Genomic DNA, 15,165 nt, shown 5'->3' on the forward strand with positions numbered 1-15,165 from the left:
TAGCACACCCCAAAATTTTAAAAACATGGCTTTTAAAAAAGATAATAAAGTTAAGAGTAATTTTAACAAGCTCACCATTGGACTTGCTTCCCCGGAAGAAATCCTCGAAAATTCATTCGGAGAAGTAACCAAGCCGGAAACGATAAACTATCGTACCTATAAGCCTGAACGCGACGGTTTGTTCTGTGAGCGCATTTTCGGTCCTACAAAAGATTATGAATGTGCTTGTGGAAAATACAAGCGTATTCGTTATAAAGGAATTGTCTGCGACCGTTGTGGTGTAGAAGTTACAGAGAAGAAAGTGCGTCGTGAGCGTGCAGGACATATCGAACTCGTTGTGCCGGTAGCACATATTTGGTATTTCCGCAGTCTTCCAAACAAGATTGGCTACTTGTTGGGACTTCCAACAAAGAAGCTCGACAGCGTTGTATATTACGAGAAGTATGTTGTCGTACAGCCGGGTGTTGTAGAAGGTATGAAGCACCCCGATACAGGTGAAGACCTGAACGGTTCTCACAAGTTAGACCTTCTCTCTGAAGATGAATACTTGGATATTCTTGACAATCGTTTGCCAGAAGGTAACGAGAAGTTGGAAAACTCCGATCCAAAGAAGTTCATCGCAAAGATGGGTGCAGAAGCTATCTACGATTTGCTTACCGATATAGACCTTGACCGTTTGGCAGGCGAACTCCGCGATCGTGCTACAACCGATTCAAGTCAGCAACGCAAGGTCGAATCCTTGAAACGTTTGCAGGTCGTAGAAGCATTCCGCCAGTCGGAAGGCATCAACCGTCCTGAATGGATGATAATGAAGATAGTACCTGTTACGCCACCGGAACTTCGCCCGTTGGTACCGCTCGATGGTGGTCGCTTTGCTACTTCCGACCTGAACGACCTTTATCGTCGTGTAATCATTCGTAATAACCGCTTGAAGCGACTTATCGAAATCAAGGCACCAGACGTTATTCTCCGTAACGAGAAGCGTATGTTGCAAGAGGCAGTAGACTCATTGTTCGACAACAGTCGCAAGTCGTCAGCTGTTAAGAGCGAGAGCAACCGTCCTTTGAAGTCGTTGTCAGACTCACTAAAAGGTAAGCAAGGTCGCTTCCGTCAGAACCTCCTTGGTAAACGTGTAGACTATTCGGCACGTTCCGTTATCGTTGTAGGTCCTGAATTGAAGATGGGTGAATGTGGTCTTCCTAAACTTATGGCAGCCGAGCTTTACAAACCATTCATTATTCGTAAGCTCATCGAGCGCGGTATTGTGAAGACTGTGAAGAGTGCCAAGAAGATTGTAGACCGTCGCGAACCGGTTATTTGGGACATCTTGGAGAACGTAATGAAGGGACACCCGGTGCTTCTCAACCGTGCTCCTACGCTCCACCGCCTTGGTATACAGGCTTTTCAACCTAAGCTTATCGAAGGTAAAGCAATCCAGCTCCACCCATTGGCTTGTACAGCGTTCAATGCAGACTTCGATGGCGACCAGATGGCGGTCCACCTCCCATTAAGCAACGAGGCTATCCTTGAAGCACAGGTGTTGATGCTCCAAAGCCACAACATCTTGAACCCGGCTAACGGTGCGCCTATAACCGTTCCTTCTCAGGATATGGTGTTGGGTCTCTATTATATAACCAAAATCCGTCCGGGTGCTAAAGGCGAAGGTTTGTGTTTCTATGGTGCAGAAGAAGCCATTATTGCGCACAACGAAGGTCGTTGCGATCTCCACGCACAAGTGAAGGTTATTGTTGATGACCTTGTCGATGGCAAGCTGCAAAAACGTATGGTTGAAACATCTGTTGGTCGTGTTATCGTCAATCAGATTATCCCAACCGAAGTAGGCTTCTTCAATGGCATCATTTCTAAGAAATCGCTACGTGGTCTTATTGCCGACGTTATTAAATGCGTGGGTATGGCACGTGCTTGTGCTTTCCTCGATGGTATCAAGAACTTGGGTTACCGTATGGCTTACACCGCAGGTCTTTCATTTAACTTGGGCGATATTATCGTACCGGAAGAGAAGGTGGATATTGTGAGCAAGGGTCAAGCGGAGGTTGATCAAGTAAAGGCTAACTACGAAATGGGTTTCATCACCGATAAAGAACGTTACAACCAAGTAATTGATGCGTGGACACACGTAAACAACAACTTGAAAGCAAGCGTGATGAAGCATATGATTGAAGACGACCAAGGTTTCAACGCCGTTTATATGATGCTCGACTCGGGTGCCCGTGGTTCTGCCGACCAGATTGCACAGCTTGCCGGTATGCGTGGTTTGATGGCTAAGCCTCAAAAAGCAGGTGCTGAAGGTGCACAGATTATTGAGAACCCTATCCTCTCTAACTTTAAGGAAGGTATGTCGGTGCTCGAATACTTTATTTCTTCACACGGTGCTCGTAAAGGTCTTGCCGATACTGCTATGAAGACTGCCGATGCCGGATACCTCACGCGTCGTTTGGTAGACGTTTCTCACGACGTTATCATTACCGAAGAAGATTGTGGCTCTCTCCGTGGTCTTGAATGTCGTGCGTTGAAGAATGGCGACGAAGTCATTGCTTCTCTCTACGAGCGCATTCTCGGTCGTGTATCTGTACACGATGTTATCAATCCTTCTACCGGCGAACTTATAGTAGCTGCAGGCGAAGAAATCACAGAGGCAAAGGCTAAAATCATTGACGGTTCACCACTTGAAATGGTGGAAATCCGTTCTGTGCTCACGTGCGAAAGCAAGCGAGGTGTATGTAAGAAGTGCTACGGCCGAAACCTTGCTACTGCTCGTATGGTGCAGATGGGCGAGGCAGTAGGTGTCATCGCTGCTCAGGCTATTGGAGAACCCGGTACGCAGCTTACCCTTCGTACCTTCCACGCCGGTGGTATTGCTTCTAACGCTGCAGCCAATGCCTCTATTGTCGCTAAAAACGATTGTAAGATTGAGTTCGACGAACTCCGTACCGTTCCATTTATCGACGACGAAGACCGCAATTGTCAGAAGGTAGTCAGCCGTTTGGCAGAAGTTCGCTTCATTGACATCAACACTGGTATTGTCCTCCTGACCGAAGGCGTTCCTTACGGTAGCGTACTTTACTTCAAGAGTGGCGATAAGGTGAAAAAGGGCGACCTCATTTGTCGTTGGGACCCATTCAACGCCGTTATTGTCAGCGAGTACGCAGGTGTGCTCCGTCTGCACGATGTAGCAGAAGGGGTTACTTATAAGGCTGAAACCGACGATGCTACCGGTCTTACCGAGCGTATTATTACCGAGTCGCGCGACAAGTCGCGCGTTCCGACAGTCGATGTTGTACGTCCCGGTGCCAAGAAAGGTGCTGACGGACAGTATGCAGCAGAAGATGTGTTCGGAACTTACAACCTTCCTGTAGGTGGACACTTGGAGCAAATCGTTCAGGACGGTGCGGAAATCAAGACAGGTACAACCCTCGTTAAGATTCCACGTTCCGTAGGTGGTGCGGGCGATATTACGGGTGGTCTTCCACGTGTAACCGAGCTTTTCGAGGCTCGCAACCCTTCTAACCCTGCTGTGGTTTCTGAAATCGATGGTGAGGTTACAATGGGTAAGGTGAAACGTGGTAACCGTGAAATCATCGTTACATCGAAGACGGGCGACCAACGCAAGTATCTTGTTAGCTTGTCAAAGCAAATCCTTGTTCAGGAACATGATGCAGTGCGTGCAGGTACTCCACTTTCCGATGGTATCATAACTCCTGCCGACATTCTTTCTATTAAGGGTCCTACGGCTGTACAAGAGTACATCGTAAACGAAGTACAAGACGTTTATCGCCTCCAAGGTGTGAAGATTAACGACAAACACTTCGAGATTATCGTTCGCCAAATGATGCGTAAGGTTCGTATTGAAGAGTCTGGCGACACCGCATTCCTCGAACAGGAACTTGTTGATAAACTCGACTTCTTGGAAGAAAACGACCGTATTTGGGGTAAGAAGGTTGTTACCGACCCGGGCGATTCTGAGAATTGCTATAAAGGACAGATACTTTCTGTGCGCAAACTGCGTGATGAGAACTCAAACCTCAAACGCCGCGACCTCAAGCTCGTTCAGGTACGCGATGCCGTTCAGGCTACTGCCACCCAAATGCTTCAAGGTATCACACGTGCAGCCCTCGGCACAAAGAGCTTTATGTCGGCTGCTTCTTTCCAAGAAACAACCAAGGTGCTCAACGAGGCTGCTATCCGTGGCAAGAGCGACGACCTCGAAGGAATGAAGGAGAACGTAATCTGCGGACACCTTATCCCGGCAGGTACCGGTCTTCGTCAATGGCAGAAGCTCATAGTAGGTTCTAAAGAAGAGTATAATCGCTTAGAAGCCAACAAGAAGAGCATTATCGACTTTGCTGACAAAGAGAACGCAGAGGCTTAAAACAAATAAACTTTATACAACTTAAAAGGGCTTGCAAGCATCGCTTGCGAGCCCTTTTTGTTTGCATCATATTGATTGTTGGTGCAACTTGAAATATAGCAATATTCCTTGTAGTATTAATGCAGAAATAACGAAAAATATGTAATTATTTTTCGCAAGCGTATCAATCGTTTAAATATTTGATAATTAGTGCGTTGTAAAACCTATTGTTTGGCGTTCCAAAAGCGGCTGTTTTGCAATGCAAAACCTACGCTTTCGCAATGCCAAAGTGCAGTTTTCGCTTTTTAACAGAATTATCTTTACAGAAAAGAGGAGAAATTCTTATGGCAGCATTCGGTAATCAATCACGTCTTAACGTTCCACTGAACCTCTTCAACTCTTGTTCTACATTAAAACAACTTATCGATTTTAATGTCTGCGATGTGAGAATATAAGTTGTTTGCAATGAATTTGGGTATGGCTTTTATTGGTTATATTATTCTTTTAGAGAAATTATCTGTATCTTTGCAATATTAACTTAGAAAGAATATGAAGTGCAGAATAAGCGTGTTTATATTTATGGCTCTCTCCCTTATCCTCATTCAATCTGCCTATGGTATGAGGGGTAAGGAGATCAGATTGACTTCACTAAAACATAATATAACAATGAAAAAGATTTTTTTATGCTCATCTTTTGCTGATGTAGCTCCTCTCTTGTCCGAGTCTCTTCCGGCTTCGTTGAAGGGTAAAACGGTAGCATTTATCCCTACTGCAAGTGTTCACGAAGAATATACGCAATATGTTGAAGATGGGAAGAATGCCCTTGTTTCGCTCGGATTTGTCGTAAGAGAATTAGATATTGCACAGTGCGGGAAGAAAGAAATTGCCAAAGTGCTGAACGATTGCGACTGTATCTATATCTCAGGCGGCAATACCTTCTTTCTTATGCAAGAACTAAGAAGAACCGGAACCGACAAGTTGATAGTTGAACAGGTAGAGAAAGGAAAACTATACATTGGGGAGTCAGCCGGTGCAATGATTTTTGCTCCTAATATAGAATATGCCAAGAGAATGGACAACTATCTTTCATTGCCACCCGACTTCAAGGATTTCACAGGACTTGGCATCATTGATTTCTATCCTGTTGTGCATTTTAATAGTTTCCCTTTTGAAGAAACGACACAGAAAATTATTCAAGAAAACAGTCATTTACCATTGAAACCAATCACAAACGAACAAGCCATAGTCATTTTAGGAAATAGCATTTCTATACAAAGTAAGCAATTCTAAATTAAAGGCGGAAATGTTTTATATCGTAAATTGGTATTCAAAATAAATTAAATAACTAATCTGCGGCGGGCTTTTTAATAGCTTCTCCGAGTTCTAAACAATTACGCTATGAATAAAAAACTATTCTTATTATCAGTTCTTTTAGGTTTTTGTGCCGGTGTGAATGCGCAGAAAGGTGCAGATGAATACACTACCGAGCAACCCTCTATCACCATTACCACAACCAACTTGAAGAAGCAATGGCAACTCACGGTGCTGTTTAATGACAAGAGTAAAACAAAGCCTTGGATTGACAGAAACAACAACGGCAAGTATGATGCCGGTGAGGAAAGTATAAAGAAGTATGGCATAACCCGCTTTAAGCGCACACAATCCACTATAACCATATATGGCGATATGACTTTCTTTAGTTGCAATCTGAATGAATTGGTATCTATTGATGTGTCGAAATGTCCTGACTTGGGTTCGTTATACTGCGAAGAAAACCAAATAGAGAAGTTGGACGTCAGTCGAAATCCAAATTTGAAAAAACTATATTGCCACACCAATAAACTAAGTGAACTGAAATTGCCCGCAACGTCGGAGATAACAGAACTTTATTGTTTTAGAAACAGCTTGAACGAGTTAGACCCAAGCGCGATGCCTAAGCTGCAAGAGTTTTATTGTGGCGAAAATAATCTTACGCAACTCGATATAACAAAGAATACACAGTTGAACCTGTTAGCTTGCAACAATAACAAGATAAAAACCATAGACATCGCTAAAAACCCGTTGTTGCAAAAGGTGTATTTGTTCGATAACGAAATAGAAACGGTGGATATTAGCAAAAATCTTGCTTTAATGGAGTTTCATTGTTATAATAATAAATTAACGAACATAACCCTTGGCGACAATACCGAGCTTACTGCTCTGACTGTAAGTGGCAACAAGTTGAAAGCACTTGATATAAGAAAGTTGGTAAATCTTACCGATTTACAATGTGCCGATAACCAACTTACCGAGCTTGATATTGCAGCCAACCTAAAGTTGAGCTTCATATCTTGCTACAGCAACCAAATAGCCAACCCTGCCATGAGACGAATGTTGGCAAACTTGCCCGATATGACGAGTGCCGATTATAAAGGTGAATTGGTGGTTGTAGATACGAAAGACGAGAACGAAAAGAATGTTTGCTACGAAGTAGATGTAACCGAACTTATTAATGCCAAGAACTGGACAGCCTACGACTACCAACAGGGATTAAACGATGGGCGCAACTTATACGAAGGCGAGAAGATGCCAAACGGTATTGAACGTGTGGCAGCGGCAAAGATAAAGGTTAGCCCGGTGGCAAACAACAATGTGCTTACCGTGCTGTTGCCTTTAGGTATGGCAACTGCAACGGCTCGTATTTTTGGAGCTAACGGTGCATTGCTTCGCACTGTGGTATTGCATACAGCTGAAAACCAAATCGATGTTGCGGGCTTTACTGCCGGCGTTTATTTCCTGAATGTGAATGGTGAAACACAACGTTTTGTTGTAGAAAGATAAAGTAAGTGCGTTTCTTGGTGGATTGTCCGAAATGTGTTATCTTTGCATATAACTCAGAGTACATTGATGCTCTGCAACCGATAACAAATAATTGAAATATAAGAAATGGACAACAATCAAAACCAACAAGGACAGCAACTTCAGATAGACTTGAGTACTGAAATTGCAAAAGGAATTTATACGAACTTCCAAATCATCTCACACTCGAGTTCAGAGTTTGTGATCGACTTCATCAGTATGTTGCCGGGTGTTCCAAAGCCGACAGTAGCAAGTAGGGTAGTGCTTGCGCCCGAACATGCAAAACGCCTTTTGGCAGCTTTGCAAGAGAACATTGTTCGTTACGAACAAGAGTTTGGAAAAATTCAGATGCCCAACCAACAACCAAGAACCGCAACTCCTTTCGGTCCGATAAAGAACGACGCATAAAAAGGAAAGTAGAAATTATATTGTTGCAGCATCGCAATTATTCATGCTCGTGTAATAATTGCACGTGAGTTCGATATAAGAGTTACACGGTATCTTATTATTTATAAGATACTTAAAGACAGAAAAGATTATGATTTAATATGATTATAATCAGAAAGAGGTAAAATGTCTTCGCCCTAAAATTCTTATACCGAACTCACGTTGTTTATGAACGTTTTCGTTCAGCCAAATGAGCAACGCCAAATTTATCTAAGCATTGCCATGGCGCGAAAACGCAGTTTTCGAGGAACGAGAAAAGAACGAAAAGAAGTCAATAAAAGTGTAAACATTTTTCAGAAGTGATAGCGTTGCGTAACCATCTATCCATCAGTACATTACAAAACCTATTGTTTTGCGTTCCAAAACCGTAGGTTTTGCACGGTAAAAGCGTAGGTTTTACATCGCAAAACCTACGGTTTCGCAACGTCAAAGCGATTATATCACTTTTTAACAGAATTATCTTTACAAAATCAAATCGAAAATCTCTCACTGTTTCATCAAGGAACTTGCTTAAAAGTACCTGCAAGATAGCCTGTTTTACCTGATTTCTTATTCCGAACTCACGTTAATTGCGATATTTTATTGTGCAATATTTCTATATTCCAATAAAATAATATAAATTTGCAACTATAACCTAACAATTGGAATAACTGACCCATAACTCCTGCTGTATAGCTTCTTAAAAAATGGCGTGAATGCTTTTCAATAAAGCGATAACGGACAAATGTCCATATTTTATTACTTTAAATAATTAAAGATTATGAAAACAAAAGTTTTAAATTTCTTTTATGTGCTAACGTGTTTGACAATGTTAGGATTGATGTCTTCGTGTGATAAAGATGATAACACAGTACCAAAGAAAGAGAACGAACAAACTAAGGAAGAAGAAAAACCGGCTGAAACTTTTGAATTCGACAAAGCTTATGCATTTGGCGAATTGCCTTATTTGAAACATGGAGATGTAAAAGGAGCTGACGAATTTGAAAGGAATTTGGCACAACGCCAAAAGCAAACTTTCCCGAAGTTAGGCGAAGTGTATTGGGGAAACGCCCCTAAGTTCTTTAAAGGTGCTAAATATACCGATGACGTAATATACGGTATGATGGAAATACCCATTGTGAAAATTGATGCGGAGTTTACCAAAATGATGACCGATGCAGGGTTTGCCGACTATGGTACAACCGTTATTTCTGACGGCAATGGCAATGTAGCTCCTTGTCATATTTATTGGAATGCAAAACTAAAAATAAAGGCACTTGCTTACGATGCTAAGCATAAAGATATAAAATCGATACGTTCGATTGTAGAATTCAAAATCGATGAGAACGAACCACAGACAAGTCAAGGCGATGAGCCGGAAGAAACGGTTATCCTTACCGATGTTACTGACTTCCCTGATGTAAAGGTACTGAACGAAAAATATGAAAGTTTGCCAAAACAGCAACTTATCGAAATGGAAAATGCCTTGGGACTTCGTTATTACGACGAAGAAGGAAGTGATGAAGGTAAAGCAGAGTTTCGCACAAAGAAAGAATATGAAGCCTATTCTAATTTGAATGCTTGTATGTATTTCTATGAAGCAAGCGAAAAAGCCATTTCATTCATTGCGCTCAGTTGTCCGGTAGTGAAAAAAGTAGAAGATTTAGACCGCAAGGAGTTAAACCAATGGTTTGCAGCCAACGGATACACCTTTGTAAAGAAGCAGAAAAAGTCTAACGCACCCGGTGCCATCTATGCGAATAGTGCAGCAGGCGTAAAAGCTCATATCTATTTGAAAGCAAACGGGAATTGCTTCATAGAGATTTCTAAGTAACCGGCATTTATAGCTTGAACATATTCGATGCACCGAATAAATCGATGCATCGTTTTTTATGTATGTTATTCTATTTTTTGTTTAGTTGATAATTCAATACTGCGTTTGCTGTATCTTTATGGCATAGTAATAACTTCAGTGAGGTAATTCCCTCTTTGTTGTTTAAAGTTGATACTGAAGAGTAGCTCTCTTTTTGTAAAATGAACTCCATTGGAAATTGATAACTACGCTTTAACATCACAAAACCTGCGCTTTTGCTCGCCTAAACCTATTGTTTTACGCTGCAAAACCTACGTTTTTGGAATGCAAGATAATAGGTTTTGTAATACGCTGACAGAAAGTTGGTTAGGCAAGAGCGTATGTTTGGAAAAATGTTTATGGTATTGTAATCTTCTTCTCTTTTATAAAATGAGATATGTAGGAGGGACAGAATGGTGGGTAGGAGGTTCTTTTTATTCAGAATGGTTGAATGATACGATTTCTCTCGTCGAACTCCTATTTCTCTGTCTTTGAACTTTGTTGTTTGAAAATCTGTACGCTTAGTTAAGTTAATATAGTGTTTTGATAGTTATATTTTGTTAAATCTCAAACCTTACAGTTTATTACTTCTATATATGTGAGTGATTATTTTGAGAAAGTTTGTACCTTTGCACCTCGAAATACCTTTGTGCGTTATTTACACATTATTATATATAATAGGTTAGGCGACGAAAGGTCTTAAGTATCGATAATAAATAAAATAATATAAAATAAAAAAAGTACAATTATGCCTACTATTTCACAATTGGTAAAAAAAGGCAGAAAGGTGATTGTAGAAAAAAGCAAGTCTCCTGCTTTGGACAACTGTCCACAGCGTCGTGGAGTTTGCGTACGTGTCTACACAACAACACCTAAGAAGCCTAATTCGGCAATGCGTAAGGTTGCCCGTGTTCGTTTGACGAACCAAAAGGAAGTCAATTCATACATTCCCGGCGAAGGACATAACTTGCAGGAGCACAGTATCGTTCTCGTTCGTGGTGGTCGTGTAAAAGACTTACCGGGTGTTCGCTACCACATTGTTCGTGGTACACTTGATACTGCCGGTGTTGCAAACCGCACACAGCGTCGTTCTAAGTACGGTGCTAAGCGTCCAAAGGCAGCTAAAAAGTAAAGTAAAAAAGACTTTTTGAGTTTCTTTTCCTCTATAACGGGGAAAGAAACTTTGCGAAAGCAAAGCCTTTTAGTTTAACAGTCGGTGATGGTTGGTAAACAAAAGGTTTAAATAAAAGATAATAAAAGTTTTGCTGGAGATTTGTTAAGACAGGTTGAGTAAATGCCCAAGAGTGGACGTTGAAGAACGAAAAGACGACAGCCTCCGCAGAATTACTAATTTTTTAAATAAAAATGAGAAAAGCAAAACCAAAGAAACGTGTGATCTTGCCAGATCCTAAGTTCAACGACCAAAAGGTCTCAAAGTTTGTAAATCACCTTATGTATGATGGAAAGAAGAATACATCATACGAAATTTTCTATGCAGCTCTCGATATTGTAAACGAGAAGAATAGCGACAAAGAGAAATCACCGCTGGAAGTTTGGAAGCAAGCTCTTGACAACATTACCCCACAGGTAGAAGTAAAGAGCCGTCGTATCGGTGGTGCAACATTCCAAGTTCCAACAGAAATCCGTCCGGACCGTAAGGAAAGCGTGTCTATGAAGAATATGATTGCATTTGCTCGCAAGCGCGGTGGCAAGAGCATGGCAGACAAACTCGCTGCTGAAATCATGGACGCATTCAACAATCAAGGTGGTGCTTACAAGCGTAAGGAAGATATGCACCGCATGGCAGAAGCTAACCGTGCATTTGCTCACTTCAGATTCTAAATGATAATTAAAAGGATATTAAAGAAAAATGGCAAGTCAAGATTTACATTTGACACGTAATATCGGTATCATGGCTCACATCGATGCCGGTAAAACAACAACATCAGAACGTATTTTGTTCTATACAGGTAAAACCCATAAGATTGGTGAAGTACACGATGGTGCTGCAACAATGGACTGGATGGCACAAGAACAGGAGCGTGGTATCACCATTACTTCAGCTGCTACAACTTGTAATTGGAACTACAATGGTAAATCATACAAGATTAACCTGATTGATACTCCGGGACACGTGGATTTTACTGCAGAAGTAGAGCGTTCACTTCGTGTTCTTGATGGTGCTGTTGCAACTTATTCTGCTGCCGACGGTGTTCAGCCACAGTCTGAAACTGTATGGCGTCAGGCTGATAAATATAATGTGCCACGTGTTGGTTACGTTAATAAAATGGACCGTTCCGGTGCTGACTTCTTCGAGACAGTACGTCAGATGAAAGATATTTTGGGTGCTAATCCTATCGCTATCCAAATTCCAATCGGTGCAGAAGAAAACTTCAAGGGTGTGGTAGACCTCATCAAGATGAAGGCTGTTCTTTGGCACGATGAAACAATGGGTGCAAAATACGATATAGAAGAAATTCCTGCAGAGTTGGTAGACGAAGCAAACGAATGGCGCGAAAAACTTATAGAAGGTGCCGCTAACTACGACGACGATGTTATGGAGCTTTATCTTGAAGGGCAAGATATACCCGAAGATAAACTTATGGCTGCAATTCGTAAAGGTTGTATCTCTATGGACTGCTGTCCAATGCTGTGTGGCTCTTCATATAAGAATAAAGGTGTTCAAACATTGCTTGACTATGTTTGCGCATTCTTGCCTTCACCGCTCGACACTGTCGTTACTGTCGGTACAAATCCTGATACTGAAGAAGAAGAAGAACGCAAGGCCGGTATTAACGAGCCTACCGCAGCACTTGCATTTAAGATTGCTACCGACCCATTTATGGGACGTTTGGTGTTCTTCCGCGTTTACTCCGGTAAGGTTGTTGCCGGTTCGTATGTTTACAACCCACGTTCAGGTAAAAAAGAACGCATCAGCCGTTTGTTCCAAATGAACTCTAACAAGGAAATAGCAATGGAGTCAATCGATGCAGGCGATATTGGTGCAGGTGTAGGCTTCAAGGATATTCGTACCGGTGATACTCTTTGCGACGAAGCACACCCAATCGTGCTTGAGTCAATGACATTCCCTGATACAGTGATTTCTATTGCCGTTGAACCTAAGAGTCAAGCTGATATTGCTAAACTTGATACAGGTTTGCAGAAGTTGGCGGAAGAAGACCCAACATTTACTGTACGCACAGACGAACAGAGCGGTCAGACCATTATCTCCGGTATGGGTGAGCTTCACCTTGATATTATTATCGACCGTTTGAAGCGTGAGTTTAAGGTGGAATGTAACCAAGGTAAGCCACAGGTGAACTATAAGGAAGCAATCACAAAGGCAGCTCAAAGTCGCGAGACCTACAAGAAGCAGTCCGGTGGTCGTGGTAAGTTTGCTTGTATCGACGTTACAATCGAACCTAAAGACGAGGATTACAAGGAAGGCGATTTGCAGTTCATCAATGTTGTGAAGGGCGGTAACGTGCCTAAGGAATTTATTCCTTCAGTAGAAAAAGGTTTCAAAGACTGCTTAGGTAACGGCGTTCTTGGTGGATTCCCAATTACAGGCTTGAAGGTTACTTTGACCGATGGCTCTTTCCACCCTGTAGACTCTGACCAGTTGTCATTCGAACTTGTAGCACATCAAGCGTTCAAGAAGCTTTGTCCACAGGCCGGTCCTGTATTGATGGAGCCTATTATGAAGGTAGAAGTTGTTACTCCGGAAGAAAATATGGGTGATGTAATCGGTGACTTGAATAAGCGTCGTGGTCTTGTTCAGGGAATGGAAGAAGCTCGTAGCGGTGCACGTGTTGTGAAAGCTATGGTACCATTGTCAGAAATGTTCGGTTATGTAACAGCTTTGCGTACTATTACCTCAGGTCGTGCAACTTCATCAATGGAGTACGATCACCACTCACCGGTTTCTAACAGCCTCGCAAAGGAAATCCTTGAAGAACTGAACGGAAACGCAGATCTGCTTAAATAAGAAAAATACTTGGGAACACTCTCATAGCGAATGACTCTTATGAGAGTGTAACCTGAGTCTGATATAAATTAATAAATTCAAAACAAATATGAGTCAGAAAATTCGTATTAAGTTAAAGTCTTACGACCACCAGTTGGTTGATAAGTCTGCAGAGAAAATTGTGAAGGCTGTAAAGGCTACAGGTGCTATCGTTAGCGGTCCTATTCCATTGCCGACACACAAGCGTATTTACACTGTAAACCGCTCAACTTTCGTTAATAAGAAATCACGTGAGCAGTTCCAGCTCTCAGATTTTAAGCGTCTCATCGACATTTATAGCTCAACACCAAAGACTGTTGATGCATTGATGAAACTTGAGTTGCCTTCAGGAGTAGAAGTGGAAATCAAGGTGTAATACAAGTTACGAAAGAAACAAAGAATTTAATTATTTAAAATTTAATTGAAATGCCAGGATTATTAGGAAAGAAAATCGGAATGACTTCCGTTTTCAGTGCCGACGGTAAGAACGTACCGTGCACTGTTATCGAAGCTGGTCCTTGTGTCGTAACCCAAGTAAAGACAATTGAAAAAGATGGTTACAAGGCTCTTCAGTTAGGTTTCGGCGAAGCTAAGGAGAAAAGAACTTCTAAGCCACAGCAGGGACACTTTAAGAAAGCCGGCACAACACCAAAAAAGCACTTGGCCGAGTTCAAGTTTGATGAGGAATACAACCTCGGTGATACCATTACTGTTGAATTGTTCAACGACACTAAGTTTGTAGATGTTGTTGGTACATCAAAAGGTAAAGGTTTTCAGGGCGTTGTTAAGCGTCACGGATTTGGTGGTGTAGGTCAATCTACTCACGGACAGGACGACCGCGCTCGCAAACCCGGATCTATTGGTGCTTGCTCATACCCTGCAAAAGTGTTCAAGGGTATGCGAATGGGAGGTCAAATGGGTGGTGATAGAGTTACAACTCAAAATCTCCAAGTGTTAAAGGTAATTCCAGAACATAATATACTCCTCGTAAAAGGTAGTGTAGCTGGATGCAATGGTTCAACCCTTATAATTAATAAGTAATGGATATTAACGTATTAGATATTAAAGGTCAGGAGACCGGCCGTAAGGTTATTCTTAACGAGAATATCTTCGGAATTGAGCCAAACGATCACGTACTTTACCTTGATGTAAAGCAATATCTTGCAGACCAACGTCAAGGAACTGCAAAAACAAAGGAAAGAAGTGAACATGCAGGTTCAACACGTAAATTAGGTCGCCAAAAGGGCGGTGGCGGTGCACGCCGTGGTGATATTAACTCACCGGTCCTCGTAGGTGGTGGTCGTGTATTCGGTCCTACTCCACGCGACTATAGCTTCAAGCTTAACAAGAAAGTTAAGGTTCTTGCACGTAAATCAGCATTGGCTTACAAGGCACAAGAATCTGCTATCATTGTTGTTGAAGACTTCGATTTTGATGCTCCAAAGACAAAAGAGATTATAAATATTGCTAAAAATCTTAAAGTTGATGGAAAGAAAGTTCTTTTGGTTTTGCCAAAAGCTCAAAATAATGTATATTTGTCAGCTCGTAATTTGCAGAAGACTCAGGTTACAACAGCAGCACAGGTAAATACATATGGTATTTTGCATGCAGATGTACTTGTTGTTACAGAGAATTCTTTGAAGACGATCGACGAAATCTTAACCAAGTAAAAAG

The 15,165-nt window shown here is 41.8% G+C and carries 11 protein-coding genes; all 11 read left to right on the forward strand.

The genetic code is table 11. The features are described from left to right. The first annotated feature begins 25 nt into the window (after positions 1 to 25). The 11 genes from rpoC (at position 26) to rplD (ending at position 15,161) form a co-directional block, all read left to right on the forward strand. Positions 26 to 4,390 carry a DNA-directed RNA polymerase subunit beta' gene (rpoC, locus tag JCM15124_RS04775; RefSeq protein ID WP_024998510.1) on the forward strand — a complete coding sequence of 1,455 codons (4,365 nt, stop codon included), beginning with the start codon at positions 26 to 28 and terminating at the stop codon, positions 4,388 to 4,390. Between the two features lie 645 nt (positions 4,391 to 5,035). Then, a complete protein-coding gene (locus JCM15124_RS04780; protein WP_232220086.1) occupies positions 5,036 to 5,659 on the forward strand; it encodes a Type 1 glutamine amidotransferase-like domain-containing protein in 624 nt (207 codons plus the stop codon). Between the two features lie 108 nt (positions 5,660 to 5,767). Then, entirely contained in the window at positions 5,768 to 7,189 is a 1,422-nt protein-coding gene (locus JCM15124_RS04785; RefSeq protein ID WP_024998512.1) for a T9SS type A sorting domain-containing protein, read from the forward strand. 105 nt (positions 7,190 to 7,294) lie between these two features. Then, positions 7,295 to 7,615 carry a DUF3467 domain-containing protein gene (locus JCM15124_RS04790; RefSeq protein WP_024998513.1) on the forward strand — a complete coding sequence of 107 codons (321 nt, stop codon included), beginning with the start codon at positions 7,295 to 7,297 and terminating at the stop codon, positions 7,613 to 7,615. 799 nt (positions 7,616 to 8,414) lie between these two features. Further along, the gene (locus JCM15124_RS04795; RefSeq protein WP_036885075.1) at positions 8,415 to 9,467 is read left to right on the forward strand and encodes a hypothetical protein; all 1,053 of its coding nucleotides are present in this window, start codon (positions 8,415 to 8,417) and stop codon (positions 9,465 to 9,467) included. 766 nt (positions 9,468 to 10,233) lie between these two features. After that, positions 10,234 to 10,617, forward strand: a complete 384-nt coding sequence (gene rpsL / locus JCM15124_RS04800; RefSeq protein ID WP_024998515.1) for a 30S ribosomal protein S12 — start codon at positions 10,234 to 10,236, stop codon at positions 10,615 to 10,617. A gap of 233 nt (positions 10,618 to 10,850) precedes the next feature. After that, positions 10,851 to 11,327 (forward strand): 30S ribosomal protein S7, encoded by a 477-nt coding sequence (gene rpsG, locus JCM15124_RS04805; protein WP_024998516.1) that lies wholly within the window; start codon positions 10,851 to 10,853, stop codon positions 11,325 to 11,327. A gap of 28 nt (positions 11,328 to 11,355) precedes the next feature. Next, positions 11,356 to 13,473 (forward strand): elongation factor G, encoded by a 2,118-nt coding sequence (fusA, locus tag JCM15124_RS04810; protein WP_024998517.1) that lies wholly within the window; start codon positions 11,356 to 11,358, stop codon positions 13,471 to 13,473. Positions 13,474 to 13,561: 88 nt separating this feature from the next. Further along, positions 13,562 to 13,867, forward strand: coding sequence for a 30S ribosomal protein S10 (gene rpsJ, locus JCM15124_RS04815; RefSeq protein WP_004357736.1), 306 nt, complete (start codon positions 13,562 to 13,564; stop codon positions 13,865 to 13,867). Positions 13,868 to 13,917: 50 nt separating this feature from the next. Beyond that, complete coding sequence (rplC, locus tag JCM15124_RS04820) at positions 13,918 to 14,532, forward strand: 50S ribosomal protein L3 (RefSeq protein ID WP_024998518.1); 615 nt, start codon at positions 13,918 to 13,920, stop codon at positions 14,530 to 14,532. After that, on the forward strand, positions 14,532 to 15,161 hold the full coding sequence (gene rplD / locus JCM15124_RS04825; protein WP_024998519.1) for a 50S ribosomal protein L4: 630 nt from the start codon (positions 14,532 to 14,534) through the stop codon (positions 15,159 to 15,161). The genes rplC and rplD overlap by 1 nt, the downstream gene beginning before the upstream one ends. Positions 15,162 to 15,165: the final 4 nt, after the last annotated feature.

The sequence above is a fragment of the Prevotella falsenii DSM 22864 = JCM 15124 genome, from assembly GCF_000613945.1.
In the GTDB taxonomy this organism is placed as follows: Bacteria; Bacteroidota; Bacteroidia; order Bacteroidales; family Bacteroidaceae; genus Prevotella; species Prevotella falsenii.